Consider the following 16,399-nt stretch of genomic DNA (forward strand, 5'->3'; position numbering starts at 1 on the left):
GGCCATGGACGTGCGCTACCTCTCCACCGTCTCCTTCCGCCGCGACCTCGCGATCATCTACAAGACCGCTGCCGCCGTCACAGACCGCACCGGCAAGTGATCCTCCCTGTGGTTGACCAGTGATAGGGGCGCCTTCGGGCGCCCTTTTTCATGGTGTGGACCCGGTGAGAACCGGCGCCGAGAATGGCGGCGCCGTCTGTCGGCGCGCCCGGCGGCAGTATGGGCCGATCGATCCGCGCCGTTCATGAAGAAATGGTAAATTCGTCTCTGTAAGCCATTGAAATCGTACAGGTGGCCAGATGTCCCGGGCCGGGACACCCGTTTCGTCTCCAGCGCACTGTCCCGTTCACCGGCTCAGGTGTGGTAGAACTTGACCGAGCCCGGCTCCACCAGCGCGGCCGTCAGCCGCCCCGTGGCATAGGCCCCGGTATCGGTCGGAATGCGCCCCGCCTCCGGGCGGGCATCGTCGGTGATGGTGTGCCCGTGCACCACCCAGGTCCCGTCGCTGCGGGGTGTCGCCTCGAACTCCGGATGCCCCCAGAGCAGCACCTGGTCATCTTGGTCGTCGATCGGGATGCCCGGGTCAGCTCCGGCATGGGTCACCACCACGTTCCCGGACAGCCACATAAGAGGCAAGTTGCGAAGCCAGGTCTCAAGCTCCTCGCCCAGCGCCTCGCGGAAACGGTCCCGGGCCGCCTCCCACTCCTCGGCAGGCGCGCTTTCGGAGGGGGGCGAGCAGCGGAAGCTGGCGAGCGTCTGCAATCCTCCGTGCCGGATCCAGCGCGCCCCCTTTTCGGCAGGCTCATCGAGAAAGCCGAGCATCATCTCTTCGTGGTTGCCCTTCAGGCAGATCATCACCTCCGGCCCGAATTCCACCTGCATGGCGTGCAGGCGCCGCAGCAGAGCGGCACTGTCGTCGCCACGGTCCACGTAGTCGCCGACGCCGACCAGGAGGGCGGTGGGATGGCCGATCTCTTCGAGCCGCGCGATCAGCTTGGAGAACAGCGCATCGCACCCGTGAATATCCCCGATCGCAAAGAAGGGGGTCTCGGGTTCAAGGGGCGCCGAGAATTTCGGTTTGGAGGCACGAAGACGTTTGAAAAGTCGCATTTAACGGCAGCTAGGACGTTTTCTCGACCATGCCAAGGCAGATAATTCGCACTTTACCGCCAACGTCACGGAAAAGGTGGCCGCGCTTGGAAAATGCTCAGGCGGCCCGCCCGCCTTCGAGAACGCGCAGCTTCGCATTCTTCTTGCGACACTTCTTGTCGTAGGCAACCGCCCAGTGGCGGTAGCGCCCCATGACCTCCTGCTGAGCCATCAGCATCTCGATGAACGCCTCGCGCTGGTCGTCCTTCTTCAGCGACTTGAACATCTTCTTCTGGGGCTTGGTCATCGAACAGCCGATGCAGTGCCCCTCGCGTTTGAACTTGCAGACATCGATGCAGGGGCTCGGGGTCTTGGCCATATCTCTTCTTCCTCGCTCATGGCGCGCGGATCCGCGCGCGTCTGGCTGGGGCGGGTCTCAGTAGGTCGGCGCGACCTATTTCGTCAGGATCAGCTTGCCCGCACGCGTGATACGCAGAGTATAGACCTGCCCGTCGAGCACGATATGCGCCTGAACGCCGTCCGGGATCAGGGCACGGGCGTCGTAGGTCGCGACTTCCTCGGTCTGCGCCGGATCGCGGGTCGGGGGAACGCGGGTTGCCATGGTCATGCCAGCGGCCTCCGGACGTCGCGCTCAAGGTCCGCCAACATCTCGACGGTCCAGCCTTCGGCGATCTCGCCCCGCAAGCCGCCCTGCAGTACTTCACGCCAGCACATCCGCGCCTGCGCCCGATCTCGGTCCCGTCCGGCCAGGGAATGAGTCATGTCACCCTCGTAAATTGGTCATCTCACTGATCCGGGCTTCCCTGCCGGGTGGCTTGGACTTCCTTAAAACTGACCAATATACTCAGGCTTGTCAATGCCGACAAAAACAATCAGATTAACTTGCGAACCAAAGCGGGTGAAAAATGGCGTCAGGCTGATCACCATTGCGCCGCCGACTGGGGCAGTATGTAAGGCAACCCCTCGGCCGGTGGCACGGACACCCTCAGAGAACACCCGTAAGCCTCGGAGAGGGTATCATCGGTCATGACATCCCGAGGATGCCCGGACGCAAGGCACCTCCCCCGCGACAGAACCGTGACCGCGTCGGAGTATAGCGCCGTGAGATTGAGGTCGTGCATCACGGCCACGACACCGCCGCCCGCACGCGCAAAATCGCGCGCGAGGTCCATGACCTGCAACTGATGCGCGATGTCGAGGCTTGCAACAGGCTCGTCCAGCAAGAGCCACCGCGGCTGCCCGTCCGCGACGGGCGCCCAGACCTGCGCCAGCACGCGCGCCAGCATGACGCGCTGCGCCTCGCCGCCCGACAGGTCCTGGAACGACCGCCCCGCATGCTCCGTCATCCCGACCCGCGAGAGCGCCAGCATCGGCACCTCGTCGCGGGCACCGGAGGTGCCGGCCTGCAGCCCCAGGCGCACGACCTCGAGCACCGTGAAGGGAAAGGCGAGGCGTGCCGCCTGTGGCAGCACGGCACGCTGCGCGGCGAGCTCCCAGGGACGCTGCCCCGCGATGTCGCGCCCGTTGAGCATCACCGCACCGCGATAGGGCACTGTGGCCGTGATGGCGCCAAGCAGCGAGGTTTTCCCCGACCCGTTCGGCCCGACGATGGCACTCACTTCACCAGCCCGGGCCCGGAAGTCGATGCCTCTCAGGGCAAGGTGATCGCCGTAGCGGACCTCGATACCGGTGGCGCTCAGCATCTCAGACCTCCACGAAACCGCGTCGGCGCAGCAGGATCCAGAGGAAGATCGGCGCGCCGAGCACGGCCGTGACAATTCCGATGGGCAGTTCCCCGGGCGCAATGATGGTTCGGGCGATGACGTCCGCGAGGATCAGCAGTGCGGCGCCAAGCAGCGCCGCGTTGGGAAGCAACATCCGGTGATCCGGTCCTGACGCAAGCCGAAGAAGGTGCGGGACGACGATGCCGATAAAGCCGATGCCGCCCGAGACAGCGACCGCAGCACCGGTGGCACAGGCTACGGCGAGGATTGCCACCGTCTTCATCCGCTGCACGTCGATCCCGATGTGGTGTGCCGTCGCCTCGCCCAGCGCCAGCCCGTTCAGCGCGCGCCCAAGGAACATCGCCACGCAAAGCGCCACCGCAATCAGCGGACCGGCCGCCAGCACCTTGGCCCAGCTTGCCCCGGCCAGCGACCCGAGCCCCCAGAAGGTCAGATCGCGCAGCTGTTGGTCATCGGCCATGTAGACAAGGATGCCCGACAGCGCCCCGGCGAGCGCGCCAAGCGCGATCCCCGCCAGCAGCATGGTGGCAACCGAAGTGCGCCCGCCGCGCGTCGAGACCCGATAAAGCAAGAGGGTGGTCCCCCAGCCGCCGACGAAGGCCGCCCAGGGGACAAGCTGGTTGCCAGCCAGCGCGAGAAACCATCCCGGCAACATCGCCCCAAGAACGATGGCGAGGATTGCCCCGAGGCCCGCGCCCGAGGCAACACCCACGATCCCGGGATCGGCCAGCGGGTTCCGGAAGAGCCCCTGCATGACGGCGCCGGAAACGGCCAGTGCCGCCCCCACCATGGCGCCCATCGCCAGCCGCGGCAGGCGGATCTCTAGAAGCACGATCCGCTCCATCGCGCCAAGCGCCTCGCCCCGCGCAACCTTGCCCAGCAGGGCAGTCAGAGACACATCCGCCGCGCCGATCTGAAGGCTCAGAAAACAGCAACCCAACAGGGCCAGTGCGAGCCCCCAGTGTAGCGCGCGCGCCCGCCCAAGCCTGTTCCGAACAGGTGGAACAACCCCGCTCAGCTCAGCCATCTCCTCAGGAGCCTTCGCCGTAAAGCGCGGCGCTCAGTCCGTCGACGGCTTCGGCGGTGCGCGGGCCAAACCCGAGCAGCAGCAACCCGTCCATGCGGACCACCGACCGGCTTTCCCCGGCAGGCGTCAGGCGCAGGGGCGGCATAGAGAAAAGCGCATCGTCGGTAATGCCATGATCGCCACCCCGATCCATCATCAGGATCACGTCAGGCGCCGCGCGTACCAGGGCCTCGTCGCTGACCGGCTTGTACCCCTCGACATCGGAAAGCGCGTTCACGCCGCCGGCCATGGAGATCAGGGCATCGGCCCCTGTGCCTGCTCCCGCCGCAGTGATCCGCCCGCCCTGCGTGGAGAGGATGAACAGCACCCGCTTCCTGTCGCCGGCGCGCGCCTCGGCTCGGGCCATTGCGCCTTCGAGTGCGTCACCAACCGCTTCGGAAAGTACGGCGGCGCGGTCCGGAACTTCAAGCGCGGCGCCGACAACTTCGATCTTCTTCAGCACACCCTCGGCCGAGTATCTTTCGGGGACCGTCACGAAGGGCACCGAGGCCTCCCGGATGACCTCCACCGCTTCTGGCGGGCCCGCCCCCTCTTCGGAGAGGATGAGATCAGGCCCCACCGACAACACACCCTCGGGCGAAAGGGCCCGGACGTAGCCCACATCCGGCAGCGCCTCTGCCTCGGGTGGGTAGGTCGACGTGGTATCGCGTGCAATCAGCCGATCGCCCTGCCCGAGAGCGTAGACGATCTCGGTGATGGCGCCGCCAAGCGAAAGCACCGCAGCCGGAGGGTTGGCCGCCCGCGCCTGCCGGTCCGCCACGCTCCATCCGAAGAGCGCGAGGATCGCCGCCAGCAAGAGGACGGAGAACAGCTTGAAGCCCTGGGCACTGTGGGTCCTGTGGGAAAGGAAGGTCATGTGGTCCTCCTGAGCCTGTCGGGATCACGCGCCAACGGGCGCGACGGCTGGAAGCCCGGGCAGAGCTTCGACGATGCGGCCCCATTCGGGGCGGCTGTCCATGCCCTCCTTCCCGATCCCGAAGACCTGGAAGATGATCGCCCCATCCACGTCGAAAGCCTCGACCGAAATGGCGGGCCCGCGCTGCGTGGGCTTTTCCACAGCCCAGAGCTCGGCCAGCTTGTCGCGGCGCAGATGCAGGTTGAAACCGGGATCCATGATGTTCTGCCAAGGGCCCATGGCCTTCACCGTTTGAAGCGGTCCGGAATGAATCTGGATGCAGCCGCGGTTGCCAACGAAGACCATGACCCCGATGCCCGCATCGCGCACGGCCTCGAGCATCAGGTCCGCCGCGTCGGGCTCAAGCTGGCGCACGAAGGGCGCCCCGGCGATCCGGTAGGCGCCGAGCCGGTTCATCTTCAGCTTGGAACAAAGGCGCAGAAACTGGTGGGTGTCCGTCAGCTTCCGCCACTCCGCGCGCAGAACATCCGCTTTTTCGGGCACCGACTTCGGCGCCTCTGGCGGTTGGCGCGGCTCCACGGCCTGGCCTTCGGATTGATCGTCGTGCGCGAGGTCGCTCACCACCTGCGCCCACGCCGCATGATCCGAGGTTTCGCGCATGTGGATCTTGTGCACCGCGTCGCCTGCCGCATCGAAGACCTGCAGCGACCGACGCGGGCCATTCTCGCCCTCGGCTTCCACCGCGTAGGCGTGCACCCAGTGCTTGGGAAAGATCCGCAGGTCGATTTCTTCGTTGAGCACCATCGAGGCATGCGGGCCCGGATGGTAGTTCGCGTAGCGGCCGACCTTCTCGTGAACGCAGGCAGGCACGCGCGTCAGAGCCATCACCTCTCCCAGCGTCTCGGCCGCGGGCATCAGGTGGTCGGGATGGGCGCGGAGGCGCGTCGCACCGTCACCAACGCGAGCCGCGACCGGTTCGGCCTCGGAAATACCCAGCCGGTCGGCCAGATCACGGGCCCGGAGGTTCGGCGAATCATCCTGCGCGGCGCGGATCTCCTCGGGGGTCGGTCTCTGCTCTGCGTGTGCCATGGGCGCCTTTCCGTTGAGGGGCGGTCTCAGGCTGCATCGCAAGCTTTGGCGACGTGGCTCCGCAATTTACTTGACTGTTTTAGTCAATCTCCCTATCCGCTGCAACTCGTCAAAACATGAAAACCTGACTCAGCAAGACGCCGCCGCGCCAGCCCCTTCGCGAGCCCCGGCACAGCCAGGGTAAAATCCAAGGGGACATCACATGATCCGATCGCACTACCTGCGCGGCACGACCGCGCTTGTCTGCCTGACGCTGGCCGCGCCCGCCGCGGCGCAGGAAGAGGGCGGCGGCTTTCTCGGCACGCTGGTCTTCACCGCCGGCAAACGCGACCTGTCATACGGCGGCGCCGTGTCGCGCACGGTCGTCGACTCGGAAGAGATCAGCGACCGGCAGGCCAGCACCATCGCCCAGCTCATCGATTCCGTGCCCTCGGTGGAGCTCATCAACGGGGGCAACACGCCCCAGGGCTCGGCCATCACGATCCGCGGCTACGGGGCCACCACGAGTTACGGCAACGACCAGAAGGTCGCCATTCAGGTCGACGGCGCCAGCGTCGGATCCGAAGAGCTTTACCGCATCGGCACACAACTTTTCACAGACCCGCTTCTCTACAAGGAAGCCGAGGTGCTGCGCGGCACCATCGGCAGCTTTGCCTACGGCTCGGGCATCGTCGGCGGCGTGGTGAAGCTGGAAACCAAGGATGCCTCGGACTTCACCAACGGCGAAATCGGCCTGGCCGGGTCGCAGACCTTCGAATTCTCAAGCAACGGTGATGGCGCCGTTAGTTCGACCACCCTGGCCTGGCAACCGACCGAGCGCGCCGAGTTCCTGCTCAACTACGCCTGGCGCCAGCAAGACAACATGGTGGATGGCGACGGAAACACGATAGCAGACAGCGCCACGGAGGCTCCCTCAACGCTCGCCAAAGGTCGTTTCATATTCGGCGAAGCGGACCAGCACTCGGTGATGTTCAGCTACACGCATAGCGTCACCGACGAAAAGGATGTGCCGTACGATCAGATCCGTAGCCCGTACTACTTTGCGTTCGGAAACGTTGATAGACGAACCGAAACCCGCCAAGCGGTACTGGAATATGGCTATAATCCGCTTGGCAACGATCTGGTCGACCTGACTGCGAACCTCTCCTACTCGGATCAGGACATCGAACAAGAGTACATCCCCGGCTCATCGAACAACCCCGATGCAGCGGATCTGGCAAACGCGGACCAGCGCTACCAGACCACCAAGCTCACCGTGAAGAACCGCTCGCTCTTTTCCAGCGGTGCGCTCGAGCATGACCTACTCACGGGCGTCGAACTGATCCGCCGCGAACGCGCCGACAACGAAGAAGCCAGCGCCCCGGGGGGCGAGGATCGCCGGTTCGCACTGTTTGCCATCGACGAGATGTCTATCGGCGGCTTCACCATCACCCCGGCGATTCGCTACGAGACATCGACCATAGAAAGCGCGTCCGACTACGGCAAATTCGAGAACGACGCACTCATGGGCGGGCTCGCCCTCGGTTACGATTTCGACAACGGCGTCTCGGTCTTCGGAAGCGCGGCCTATACCGAGGGTCTGGCGATCATCGACGATCTGTCCAGCACGGTCACGACAACCGACATGAACCAAACCGAGAAGTCGCAGACCTTCGAAGTCGGCGCCTCCTACACCGGAACCGATCTCTTCGCCGCAGCCGACAGCCTGACGGTGCGCGGCAACTACTACGACACGACGCTCTGGGACGTGACAAGCTACTCCGGCGTGGACCACGTCGAAACCGAAGGCTTCGAACTCGAGGCCTCCTACGGGCTTGCAAACGGGGTCTACTTCGACCTCAACGGGCACTATGGCGAGGGAACGGAATTCGCCGGAAACGGCGCCGAGACGACGTGGCGCAACACACCCACTGACCGGCTTCAGTTTACCGCGGGCCGTCGGTTCGGCGAAGAACTCGACCTGAGCTGGGAGGTCGTGCACAGCGCCGACCGCCGCGATTCGACCGGCGAGGACCTGGATGACGTGACGCTGCACAACCTGCGTGCCACATGGAAACCCGATGCGCGGGGCTGGCTCGACGGATCGCAGGTGCGCTTCGGCGTCGAGAACGTCACCGACGAGCAGTACATCGGGCACCTGTCCTCGGACTCGCGCCCCGCACCAGGGCGGAACTTCAAGCTGACGCTGACGAAGCTGTTCTGAGCCCCTGAAAGTAGCTTGCCCCGGCGGGTTTCCCCGCCGAGGCAAAGCAGTCTTCTGCGAACGATGTCGTCTTTCGGATCAGGCGCCGGCTACGGCGCCTGTCATCACTCCAGGTGCGAGCGGAGAATCCAGGCGAACTTCTCGTGGATGCGGCCGCGCTCGATGCACAGGTCCTCGGTGAGCGTGTCGCCGTGCGACGCGGCGAGTTCACCGGCACCGGCTAGCGTACCGGCCACGGTTTCCTGCGCTTCCTTGAGGATGCGGATCATTTCCTTGTCCGCCGGCGCATCTTCGACCTCGGTCACCTTGGAACGCTTGACCATCCCGGCCAGCGTGCCCTCCGCGTGACCACCCACGGCGCGAACGCGCTCGGCAAGGTCATCTTGCCCTTCGAAGTGATCCTCGTAGATCTTCTGGAACAGGTCGTGCAGCGGGCCAAAGGCCATGCCGGTCACGTTCCAGTGGAAATTCTGGGCCAGCATCGTGGTCACTGCGGTTTCGGCCACGCACTGGTTCAGGGCGTCGCAGATCTGCGTCTGCGCGTCCGTCGAAAGCGATTGTGCAGTCTGGGTCATGTCACCCTCCTTCGTAAAAAGTACTAAGCGCGCTGGCTTGCGTTCGGCTGGCTGGCTGGCCTGCCGAACCATTTAAGCACTTCACCGACGGTGACAAGAACTTTTTAGAATAATTCTAATCCAGAGAAAATTGGTCGGTGATCCCCTGCAGCAGAAAGACCAGATTCCGCCGTGCATGCACCGGTACGCGCGAGTTCAGAAGGAACGTCGCGCTCGCAGTATCGCCGCCGTTCAGGGCCTTGGCCAGCCGCACCAACCAGGCCTCGTCGAAAGACACTTCCGCTTCGCCCGGACGGTGCAGGATCGCCTGACGACCAAGGGCCTGCGACAGGCAGCGCATCAGCACTTCGGCGTAGGCGCTGCGGGCCACGTTGGAATCGCCCGAAAGTGCTGCACATGCATGGAAGAGATCCGTGCGGGCCCGCGCCCGGCACTGCAGACCGACGATCCGGAGATGGTTCAGAAGGGCAGTCGCCTGCTCGTCCTGGACCGGCGAAGCAGGGGACGGGTATTGCTGCAGATCGGCGCTGGTCTGGAGCTGGGGCATCATGGTCTCTGGCCTTGGTACGGTCGTCAGCCGGCCCACACAGAACCGGCTTTCCCGACACTATTTGTCAGTCTTTCAGGAAAATGCAATGCCCCGCTTGTCGCAGTCCCACCAAAGCTCAGGCGGCCTGCCAGTTCATGCCCTCGAAATCTTCGCGGTGAGCGAAGCGCTTGAGGTGGTCGTCAATGATGTGACGGGCACGGGCCAGCCCTTCCTCGTCCTCGGCACTGATGTTCACGCGCAGAACGCTGTCATCCGCATTCATAGTCGCCGGTCCGACGGGCAGCGCCGCGCGCGCCTGCTTTTCGTCGTACTCGACCTCAACCTTGTGGGCGAAGTGCTTGCAGAGTTGCTGCATGTAACGCGAGGCGTTGGACGTTTCGAAGACACCGGTTTCCGTGATGGCCATGAACTCACCTTTTGCTGATCATTTTTGTCAGAATACCGCTTGCCCCTCTCCACCGCAATCCGCTAGCACCAATCGTGATTTTGCGGAGCGGCCCGTGATCCGTGCCGGCCCGTGCCATTTCGAAGGAGCGATCCATGCGCCATTTCATCCTGGCCGGCCTCTTTGCAGCGGCCTCGGCCCTGCCTGCCGCGGCCGAGACAGTCACCATTGAAACAGCGACCGGCCCCGCAACACTCGAGTCCGAGCCAGAGACCGTCGTTGTCTTCGACGTGACCTCCATCGACACGATCAACGCGCTCGGCCAGGAGATCGCGGGTGTGCCCGCACCGCTCTACATGGACCGCCTCACCGAGGCGACGAGCGAGGCGGAGAACGTGGGCACGCTCTTCGAACCCGATTTCGAAACGCTCGCCGTCATGCAGCCCGACGTCATCATCGTCGGCGGCCGTTCTTCGAGCCAGGCCGAGGCGCTCTCCGACATCGCCCCCGTCATCGACATGAGCGTCTGGGGCGAGGACATGGCCGGTCAGGCCCGCGCGCGCATCGATGCCTTCGGGACGCTCTTCGGCCTCGAGGACGAAGCCGCCGCCCTGACCGAAGAATTCAATGCAAAGATCGAAGAGGCCGCCGCCGCGGTCGAGGGCAAGGGAGACGCGCTAATGCTTCTCACAAACGGCGGCAAGATCTCGGCCTACGGCTCGGGCAGCCGCTTTGGCTGGATCCACGATGCCACCGGTCTGCCCGAGGCCCATCCGGGGCTCGATGCCGAGACCCACGGCCAGGCCGTTTCCTTTGAATTCATCGCCGAGACCGACCCCGACTGGCTTCTGGTCATCGATCGGGCGGCGGCCATCGGCGACGCGGGCGAGGCTGCGTTGGCGACGCTCGACAACCCGCTCGTCGACCGCACGAGCGCCGCCCAGAACGACCACTTGGTCCTGATGGACCCGGCGCCGCTCTATATCGCGGGCGGCGGGGCGCAGGCCATGATGGATACGCTCGACGAGCTCATCGCCGCTTTCGAAGACGCCGGCAGCTGACGACCCGTGATGACCCGGCTGCTGATCGCGGCCGCCCTGGCGGGGCTGATCGGACTCAGCCTCGGCATCGGTGCGGCATCGCTGTTCGAAGGGGATGGCGGCTGGCTTCTGCTGGTCAGCCGTCTGCCCAGGACACTCGCCGCGCTTCTTGCTGGCGCCGGACTGGCATTGGCCGGCGTCGTGGTGCAGCTCGTGGTGCAGAACCGGCTGGTCGAACCCTCGCTGACCGGCACCCCTGAATCCGCGATGCTCGGCATGCTGGCCGTCACCCTGATTGCTCCGGGCGCGGCCATCGCGCTCAAGATGGGTGTCGCGGCGGCGGCCGGACTTGTCGGCATGGCCGGTTTCCTCGCCCTCGCCGCACGGGTCCCGCGGGCCGACCCCATGCTCCTGCCCATCGTCGGCATGATCTATGCCGCCATCATCGGCGCCGTCTGCACCTGGATCGCCTGGGCCACTGACCTCATGCAGTTCCTCGGGGCCTGGAGGCTGGGAGAATTCTCGGGCGTCATGCAGGGGCGATACGAGTGGCTATGGGGTATCGCCGCGCTGGCAGTGGTGCTCTACGTGCTTGCCGACCGCATCACCCTGCTGGGACTGGGCGCCGCGCAGGCCCGCAGCCTCGGGCTGGACTACGGGCAGACGCGGGTCCTTGGCCTCGTGATCGTCGCCGCCATCACCGCGCTGGTCATGGTGACCGTCGGCAATTTCCCGTTTGTCGGCCTGGTGGCACCGAACCTCGTCTCACGCTGGAAGGGCGACAATCTGCGCGCAAACCTGCCGCTCATCGCACTTGGGGGCGGGGCGCTTGTGCTCGGCGCCGACGTGATCGGCCGCATCGTGCGCTATCCCTTCGAGATCCCGGCCGCCACGATCTTCTCGGTCTTCGGCGCGGCCGTGTTCCTCTGGCTTCTGAATGCCCGCCCAGGAAGGCGCGCACATGGCTGAACGTCGCATGATATGGCTGGGGCTGGCCCTGCTGCTGCTCTGCGGCGGCTTCCTCGCCTGGCACCTGCGTGCACCCTACGGCTTCATCCTGGAATTGCGCGCGGCCAAGCTGGGCGCCCTGATCTGCGTGGGCGCCGCGACCGGCACGGCGACGATCCTCTTTCAGACGGTCGCCATGAACCGGCTGCTCACCCCCGAGATCGTGGGCTTCGATTCTCTCTTCGTGCTGCTTCAGACGTTGCTGGTCATGCTCCTCGGAGGCGTCGGCCTCGCGCAGGTGCCCGGCGCGCTGCGTTTCGCGCTCGAGACATGCCTTCTCATGGGCGCCGCCGCATTGCTGTTCGGTGGGCTTCTGCGCAGTGTCTCCGGTGACGTGACCCGCCTGATCCTGACAGGGGTGATCCTCGGCCTGCTGCTGCGTGGGATGGCAGAGATGCTCCAACGCCTGCTCGAGCCCTCTGATTTTGCGGTGGTTCAACAGGCCATGTTCGCCACCTTCGGGCGCGTGGACGAAGCCCAGCTCGCGGTCTCCGCGGTAATCCTCTGCCTTGCCCTGCTCGCCTCCCTGCGCATGGCGCCGGCGCTCGACGTGGCAGGACTGGGGCGCGACACGGCCCGGGGCCTCGGGCTCCGACATGACCGCGTGGTTCTGGTCGCGCTCATGCTCGCCGCAGCCCTTATCTCCGTCTCGACAGCGCTTGTCGGTCCGATCACCTTCCTCGGCCTGCTGGCCGCAAGCCTCGCCCGCCAGCTCACCGACACGCACAGGCACGCGATCCTGCTGCCCTCTGCGGCGATCATCGGCGCACTGATCCTGGTCGCAGGGCAGTTCGTCTTCGAGCGGCTGCTGCAGCGGCAGTCCGCGCTGTCGGTCGTGGTCGAGCTGTTTGGCGGTCTTCTCTTCCTCTTCCTCGTGCTGCGAAAGGGCCCCAGATGATCGAGACACGCGCCCTCGCCTATCGTGCAGGACAGACCGACATCCTGCACGGCATCGACCTGACCATCCCGCGTGGCGGCATCACCGCCCTGATCGGCCCGAACGGCGCGGGCAAGTCGTCGCTGCTGCATTGCGTCTCGGGCCTGAACCAACCCTCGGAGGGCAGCGTCACCATCGACGGCCTCGATCCCTACGCCGCGAGCTCTCGCGAGAGGGCCCGCACCGTCGCGCTGCTCCAGCAATCGCCGACAGTCGTCAGCCGCCTGAAGGTGGCGGAATTGGTTGGTTTCGGCCGCTGGCCACACCACCGGGGGCGCCCCACCACCGAGGACAACGACAAGACGCGGGCGGCGCTGGCCGCATTCGCCCTCGACGATCTCGCCGACCGGTCGCTCGAGACGCTTTCCGGCGGACAGCGCCAGCGCGCCTTCATTGCCATGGCCTACGCACAGGATACGCCCTGGATGCTGCTGGACGAGCCGCTCAACGCGCTCGACCCGCGCCACGCACGCGACCTGATGGCGCGCCTGCACGGCCTGTCGCGCGGCGAACAGGGCCGCAGCATCGTCATCGTGCTGCACGACATCAACGCAGCGGCAGGCTGGGCCGACCGGATCGTCGCCATGAAGGACGGACGTGTCTTCGCCCACGAGGAAAGCGCGGCGCTGCTGACACCCGAGACCCTGCGCGAGGTCTTCGACACGCCCTTCCAGGTGCTGCGGCACGAGGGGCGGCCCGTGGTCGTCGCCCGCTGAGGCGCTTGGCAGGCCCGCCAAGGCGGGCCCGCACTCACCGCCCCTGGATGTTGATGGAGTAGCTGCGCCGGGCGCCCTGCGGCGGCGCCGGGAAGGGCGCCGCGCGCTGCACCATGCGCACCGCGGCACGATCGAGCGCCGAAGAGCCCGAACTGCGCGCCAGCGACACGCCAGCCAGCCCGCCGCCCGACGAGATGGTGAAGGACACCACTGCGGTGCCACGCGAAGCGACCCGCGGACGCGGTACCCGCGACAGGCGACGCATCACTTGACCGGGATAGTTGCTCGCCGCCGCGTTGCCCTGGGCCTGCGACTGGCCACCCTGCCCGCTGCTTTGCGACGTGCCTTGCTCGCGACCCTGCGCCGAGCCGGCGGTTGCGTTCTGCTGGGCGTTGCCGCGCTGGCTCTGCGTCGCCTGCTGACGGGGTTCGGGATCCGGCTGGCGCCGCGGCTCCGGCTCGGGTTCGGGCCGGTGGGCCTCCTCGAACTCGGGCGTACGCCGCTGCGGGCGCAAGGACCGCGAAACCGCCGCACTTTCGGGCTCCTCACCCGTCACCGTTTCCTCCGGCGTCTCGGCCTCGGCGGTCTCCGTCTCTTCCGGTGTAGCCTCTTCGGCCGGAGCACTTTCAACCGGCTCAACGGGTTCGGCTTGCGGCGTGACTGGCTCGGCCCGCTCGACGGGCTCCGCAGCTTCCGGGGCCGAGGGCAGCGTCTCGCTAATCTCGGCCTCTTCGGCCTCGGCTGCCCCGACCTGCTCGGCCTCCCCGGCAGTCAGCGCCAGCGCAGGCGCCGATTCCTCGGCCTGCTCTGCGTCTGGACGGTCCGCCACGGGGGCCTGCTCGGCGGGCTCTGACGGTGCCTCCTGAACCTGCTCGGGCTCTGCCGTCTCGGCGCGCTCTGCCTGCGTGGGCTCTGGCTCTTCAGCCTCGGCGACGGGCTCCGGCGCCTCCGGCTCCACTGTCTCGACAGGTTCTTCCGCCGTCATCGTTCCGGCAACCATGTCGGCAAACGACGTCCCGAGCCGCACATCGGAGCCGCCCGCCGCCCCTTCGACTTCCACTTCCTCGCGGGACATGATGGCCAGCGCGACAGCGGCATGGGCGCTGACCGCAACGATGAAGGCGGCCAACTTGACCGGGCGGGATCTCGCGATCATTCCAGTCCCCTTTCGGTGACGATCACAACGCGCTCGGCCCCCGCATCCTGCAGGGCACGTCCGACTGCGACGAGCCGCGCGGCCGGCGCATCGCGATCCGGCACGATCCGCACCTTGGCGCGGGCCTCCTCGCCCATCGCCTCGTCAAGAACCGGCATGAAGCTCTCGATATCGGCGATATCCTCACCACGGAAACTCAGGCTGCCGTCCTCGTGGATCACCAGCGCATCCGCTGGCGGTGCCTGGTCGAGATCGCTTGTCTTCACAAGGCTCAGGTCCGGATCCAGCGGCCGGGCCAGCGTGCCCGCCACGAGGAAGAAGATCAGCATCAGGAAGACGATGTTGATCAGCGCGATGGTTGGCTCGCGCTCTGTCTTCTGACGACGTGCCCGCATCACGACCCTCCCAGGACGGTGACGCGAAGCCCCTCGACCCCGCGCAACGCCGCCAGTACGTCGGTCAGGCGCTGTGCTGTCACCTCTCCGTTGAGCGAGACCAGCACAGGCACGCCCTCCTCGCCCACCTGCTCGCCAAGCCGTTCCGGCAGTTCCTCGACCGTCAGGTCCCGCCCGTTCAAGCTCAGCCGCTCGGTGGCGAGCCGCAGGAAGACGGGCCGCGTCTCCGACGCGCCGCCTCCGCCAGAGGCCGCCGCCAGATCGAGCTCGGCAAAGCGGGTGAATGTCGAGGTCAGCATGAAGAACAGCAACAGCAGGAAGATGACGTCGATCAGCGACGTCATGGAGAGCTTGCGGCGACGGCGGGTGCTACGCATGGGCGGCCGCGCCGGAAGGCTGCACGTAGCCCACGTCGCGGCGGGCCTTGGCGCCTTCGGGTGCAAGGATCGTGTAGAGCGCGCTCTGAGCGAGCACGCGCTCGGCATCCATCCGCGCCTCGAACCAGCTCAGCACCACGGCAGTGGGCATGGCAACGGCAAGACCTGCCGCCGTGGTCAGCAGTGCGACCCAGATGCCCCCGGCAAGGATGGAGGGATCGACCTGAGACCCTGCCTCCTGCAACGCCTGGAAGGCCGAGATCATGCCCAGAACCGTCCCGAACAGCCCCAGCAGCGGCGCCAGCTGCGCCACGGAATCGAGCAGGCGGAAGCCCTTTTCCAGCCGTGCGAAGCGATGCTCCGCCTCGGCCTCAAGCCGCCCGCGATCCTCCTGCCCCGACATGGCCATCGCCACCACCGGGCGCAGGTAGCTGCGCGAGGTTTCGAGCCGCGACAGCGCCGTGGCCCGGTCGCCCGCGTCCCAGGCCTCGACCGCGTGGCGCAGCGCCTTGTGGCGCCCGACACCGGCCTTTGCGAACTGCCAGAGCTTGTAGATCACCACAGCTAGCGTGAGGATCGACAGAGCGACCATGATGAGGACGACAGGGCCGCCCAGGTCGAAGATGCGGACCAGAAGGTCCTGAATTTCAGTGGCAATACCCGCAATCATCCGATCAGCTCCACGCCCGCACGACTGTTGAGTTCGAGGCCCTCGGTGCAGGCCGCTTCGCCAAGCTCACCCGCTTGGCAGGTTTCGGCGCCGTTGATCAGCACCTGGCCCAGCGACCCGCAATCGAGGTTCGACAGCAGGAACTGGCGGACGCGCGGACGGCCCGCGGGCAACGTGCCGAAATCGAACAGGGTCAGACGGTCGACCCGGCCTTCAGCATCGAACAGCACCGCCTCGAAGACCGCGCTTTCGACATCCGCGTCGTGTCCGTTCCGGATCAGGAAGCTCATCCGGCAGGACTCGTCGACCTGTTCGGTGGCGTTCAGTTCGATGGACAGCCGGGGTCCGGTTTCTTCCTGCGCCTGGACGGAGGGGGCAACGAGGGAAAGCGCAAGCGCAGCGGAAAGGGCGCATCTGGCCAATGTCATGGTTGGGCTCCTGCCGGTCTGGGTGAAACGAGACATCTCGTTACAAGTTGGCAGGCCACTGGCTGCCGGCAC

Annotated in this window: 21 protein-coding genes; 5 read left to right on the plus strand and 16 right to left on the minus strand. The window is 66.1% G+C overall.

What is annotated here, in order from left to right:
- Positions 1-354 precede the first annotated feature (354 nt).
- The 8 genes from C8N44_RS15070 to C8N44_RS15100 form a co-directional block, all read right to left on the minus strand.
- A complete protein-coding gene (locus C8N44_RS15070) occupies positions 355-1,110 on the minus strand; it encodes a metallophosphoesterase family protein (protein WP_107977605.1) in 756 nt (251 codons plus the stop codon).
- Between the two features lie 97 nt (positions 1,111-1,207).
- Positions 1,208-1,468, minus strand: coding sequence for a DUF1289 domain-containing protein (locus C8N44_RS15075; protein WP_107977606.1), 261 nt, complete (start codon positions 1,466-1,468; stop codon positions 1,208-1,210).
- A 75-nt stretch (positions 1,469-1,543) separates the two neighbouring features.
- A complete protein-coding gene (gene hemP / locus C8N44_RS15080) occupies positions 1,544-1,717 on the minus strand; it encodes a hemin uptake protein HemP (protein ID WP_170121092.1) in 174 nt (57 codons plus the stop codon).
- Positions 1,714-1,872: a hypothetical protein gene (locus C8N44_RS23415; protein WP_158274064.1), complete on the minus strand. Its 159-nt coding sequence runs from the start codon at positions 1,870-1,872 to the stop codon at positions 1,714-1,716. The genes hemP and C8N44_RS23415 overlap by 4 nt, the downstream gene beginning before the upstream one ends.
- 158 nt (positions 1,873-2,030) lie before the next feature.
- The gene (locus C8N44_RS15085; RefSeq protein ID WP_107977607.1) at positions 2,031-2,813 is read right to left on the minus strand and encodes a heme ABC transporter ATP-binding protein; all 783 of its coding nucleotides are present in this window, start codon (positions 2,811-2,813) and stop codon (positions 2,031-2,033) included.
- Position 2,814: 1 nt separating this feature from the next.
- Positions 2,815-3,882 (minus strand): FecCD family ABC transporter permease, encoded by a 1,068-nt coding sequence (locus C8N44_RS15090; protein ID WP_107977608.1) that lies wholly within the window; start codon positions 3,880-3,882, stop codon positions 2,815-2,817.
- 4 nt (positions 3,883-3,886) lie between these two features.
- On the minus strand, positions 3,887-4,798 hold the full coding sequence (locus C8N44_RS15095; RefSeq protein ID WP_107977609.1) for a heme/hemin ABC transporter substrate-binding protein: 912 nt from the start codon (positions 4,796-4,798) through the stop codon (positions 3,887-3,889).
- Between the two features lie 24 nt (positions 4,799-4,822).
- The gene (locus tag C8N44_RS15100) at positions 4,823-5,887 is read right to left on the minus strand and encodes a hemin-degrading factor (RefSeq protein WP_107977610.1); all 1,065 of its coding nucleotides are present in this window, start codon (positions 5,885-5,887) and stop codon (positions 4,823-4,825) included.
- Positions 5,888-6,089: 202 nt separating this feature from the next.
- Between C8N44_RS15100 and C8N44_RS15105 the strand changes: the two genes are divergently transcribed.
- The gene (locus tag C8N44_RS15105) at positions 6,090-8,090 is read left to right on the plus strand and encodes a TonB-dependent receptor plug domain-containing protein (protein WP_170121093.1); all 2,001 of its coding nucleotides are present in this window, start codon (positions 6,090-6,092) and stop codon (positions 8,088-8,090) included.
- Positions 8,091-8,194: 104 nt separating this feature from the next.
- On the opposite strand, the gene C8N44_RS15110 is transcribed toward C8N44_RS15105, so the two are convergent.
- From C8N44_RS15110 to C8N44_RS15120, 3 genes are all read right to left on the minus strand, one after another.
- Entirely contained in the window at positions 8,195-8,665 is a 471-nt protein-coding gene (locus tag C8N44_RS15110; protein WP_107977611.1) for a Dps family protein, read from the minus strand.
- A 115-nt stretch (positions 8,666-8,780) separates the two neighbouring features.
- A complete protein-coding gene (locus C8N44_RS15115; protein WP_158274065.1) occupies positions 8,781-9,212 on the minus strand; it encodes a hypothetical protein in 432 nt (143 codons plus the stop codon).
- Between the two features lie 118 nt (positions 9,213-9,330).
- Complete coding sequence (locus C8N44_RS15120; RefSeq protein ID WP_107977613.1) at positions 9,331-9,621, minus strand: DUF2218 domain-containing protein; 291 nt, start codon at positions 9,619-9,621, stop codon at positions 9,331-9,333.
- 134 nt (positions 9,622-9,755) lie between these two features.
- Here C8N44_RS15120 and C8N44_RS15125 point away from each other — a divergent pair, with 134 nt between their 5' ends.
- From C8N44_RS15125 to C8N44_RS15140, 4 genes are read left to right on the plus strand one after another with little or no spacing between them, the layout of a single operon-like run.
- The gene (locus C8N44_RS15125) at positions 9,756-10,661 is read left to right on the plus strand and encodes a siderophore ABC transporter substrate-binding protein (protein WP_107977614.1); all 906 of its coding nucleotides are present in this window, start codon (positions 9,756-9,758) and stop codon (positions 10,659-10,661) included.
- Positions 10,662-10,670: 9 nt separating this feature from the next.
- Positions 10,671-11,609: an iron chelate uptake ABC transporter family permease subunit gene (locus C8N44_RS15130; protein ID WP_107977615.1), complete on the plus strand. Its 939-nt coding sequence runs from the start codon at positions 10,671-10,673 to the stop codon at positions 11,607-11,609.
- Positions 11,602-12,546 (plus strand): iron chelate uptake ABC transporter family permease subunit, encoded by a 945-nt coding sequence (locus tag C8N44_RS15135; RefSeq protein ID WP_107977616.1) that lies wholly within the window; start codon positions 11,602-11,604, stop codon positions 12,544-12,546. Before C8N44_RS15130 ends, C8N44_RS15135 begins: the two co-directional genes overlap by 8 nt.
- Entirely contained in the window at positions 12,543-13,301 is a 759-nt protein-coding gene (locus C8N44_RS15140; protein ID WP_107977617.1) for an ATP-binding cassette domain-containing protein, read from the plus strand. The genes C8N44_RS15135 and C8N44_RS15140 overlap by 4 nt, the downstream gene beginning before the upstream one ends.
- A gap of 34 nt (positions 13,302-13,335) precedes the next feature.
- Here the strand turns inward: C8N44_RS15140 and C8N44_RS15145 are convergent, their stop codons facing one another.
- Genes C8N44_RS15145 through C8N44_RS15165 form a run of 5 tightly spaced genes read right to left on the minus strand, consistent with a single transcriptional unit; the run spans position 13,336 to position 16,327 of the window.
- Entirely contained in the window at positions 13,336-14,457 is a 1,122-nt protein-coding gene (locus C8N44_RS15145; protein WP_107977618.1) for an energy transducer TonB family protein, read from the minus strand.
- The gene (locus C8N44_RS15150) at positions 14,454-14,852 is read right to left on the minus strand and encodes an ExbD/TolR family protein (RefSeq protein WP_107977619.1); all 399 of its coding nucleotides are present in this window, start codon (positions 14,850-14,852) and stop codon (positions 14,454-14,456) included. Before C8N44_RS15150 ends, C8N44_RS15145 begins: the two co-directional genes overlap by 4 nt.
- Positions 14,852-15,229: an ExbD/TolR family protein gene (locus tag C8N44_RS15155; protein WP_170121094.1), complete on the minus strand. Its 378-nt coding sequence runs from the start codon at positions 15,227-15,229 to the stop codon at positions 14,852-14,854. The genes C8N44_RS15150 and C8N44_RS15155 overlap by 1 nt, the downstream gene beginning before the upstream one ends.
- Complete coding sequence (locus C8N44_RS15160) at positions 15,222-15,899, minus strand: MotA/TolQ/ExbB proton channel family protein (protein WP_107977621.1); 678 nt, start codon at positions 15,897-15,899, stop codon at positions 15,222-15,224. The genes C8N44_RS15155 and C8N44_RS15160 overlap by 8 nt, the downstream gene beginning before the upstream one ends.
- Complete coding sequence (locus C8N44_RS15165; protein WP_107977622.1) at positions 15,896-16,327, minus strand: hypothetical protein; 432 nt, start codon at positions 16,325-16,327, stop codon at positions 15,896-15,898. The genes C8N44_RS15160 and C8N44_RS15165 overlap by 4 nt, the downstream gene beginning before the upstream one ends.
- Positions 16,328-16,399: the final 72 nt, after the last annotated feature.

Origin of the sequence: Allosediminivita pacifica (assembly GCF_003054175.1) — a bacterium.
Taxonomy (GTDB): domain Bacteria; phylum Pseudomonadota; class Alphaproteobacteria; order Rhodobacterales; family Rhodobacteraceae; genus Allosediminivita; species Allosediminivita pacifica.

Coding starts and splice junctions, on each gene's coding strand:
- C8N44_RS23415 (WP_158274064.1), bottom strand. CDS start 1,872: ATGACTCATTCCCTGGCCGGACGGGACCGAGATCGGGCGCAGGCGCGG.
- C8N44_RS15100 (WP_107977610.1), bottom strand. CDS start 5,887: ATGGCACACGCAGAGCAGAGACCGACCCCCGAGGAGATCCGCGCCGCG.
- C8N44_RS15105 (WP_170121093.1), top strand. CDS start 6,090: ATGATCCGATCGCACTACCTGCGCGGCACGACCGCGCTTGTCTGCCTG.
- C8N44_RS15125 (WP_107977614.1), top strand. CDS start 9,756: ATGCGCCATTTCATCCTGGCCGGCCTCTTTGCAGCGGCCTCGGCCCTG.
- C8N44_RS15120 (WP_107977613.1), bottom strand. CDS start 9,621: ATGGCCATCACGGAAACCGGTGTCTTCGAAACGTCCAACGCCTCGCGT.
- C8N44_RS15155 (WP_170121094.1), bottom strand. CDS start 15,229: ATGCGTAGCACCCGCCGTCGCCGCAAGCTCTCCATGACGTCGCTGATC.
- C8N44_RS15070 (WP_107977605.1), bottom strand. CDS start 1,110: ATGCGACTTTTCAAACGTCTTCGTGCCTCCAAACCGAAATTCTCGGCG.
- C8N44_RS15165 (WP_107977622.1), bottom strand. CDS start 16,327: ATGACATTGGCCAGATGCGCCCTTTCCGCTGCGCTTGCGCTTTCCCTC.
- C8N44_RS15075 (WP_107977606.1), bottom strand. CDS start 1,468: ATGGCCAAGACCCCGAGCCCCTGCATCGATGTCTGCAAGTTCAAACGC.
- C8N44_RS15095 (WP_107977609.1), bottom strand. CDS start 4,798: ATGACCTTCCTTTCCCACAGGACCCACAGTGCCCAGGGCTTCAAGCTG.
- C8N44_RS15115 (WP_158274065.1), bottom strand. CDS start 9,212: ATGCCCCAGCTCCAGACCAGCGCCGATCTGCAGCAATACCCGTCCCCT.
- hemP (WP_170121092.1), bottom strand. CDS start 1,717: ATGACCATGGCAACCCGCGTTCCCCCGACCCGCGATCCGGCGCAGACC.
- C8N44_RS15090 (WP_107977608.1), bottom strand. CDS start 3,882: ATGGCTGAGCTGAGCGGGGTTGTTCCACCTGTTCGGAACAGGCTTGGG.
- C8N44_RS15110 (WP_107977611.1), bottom strand. CDS start 8,665: ATGACCCAGACTGCACAATCGCTTTCGACGGACGCGCAGACGCAGATC.
- C8N44_RS15140 (WP_107977617.1), top strand. CDS start 12,543: ATGATCGAGACACGCGCCCTCGCCTATCGTGCAGGACAGACCGACATC.
- C8N44_RS15145 (WP_107977618.1), bottom strand. CDS start 14,457: ATGATCGCGAGATCCCGCCCGGTCAAGTTGGCCGCCTTCATCGTTGCG.
- C8N44_RS15160 (WP_107977621.1), bottom strand. CDS start 15,899: ATGATTGCGGGTATTGCCACTGAAATTCAGGACCTTCTGGTCCGCATC.
- C8N44_RS15085 (WP_107977607.1), bottom strand. CDS start 2,813: ATGCTGAGCGCCACCGGTATCGAGGTCCGCTACGGCGATCACCTTGCC.
- C8N44_RS15130 (WP_107977615.1), top strand. CDS start 10,671: ATGACCCGGCTGCTGATCGCGGCCGCCCTGGCGGGGCTGATCGGACTC.
- C8N44_RS15135 (WP_107977616.1), top strand. CDS start 11,602: ATGGCTGAACGTCGCATGATATGGCTGGGGCTGGCCCTGCTGCTGCTC.
- C8N44_RS15150 (WP_107977619.1), bottom strand. CDS start 14,852: ATGCGGGCACGTCGTCAGAAGACAGAGCGCGAGCCAACCATCGCGCTG.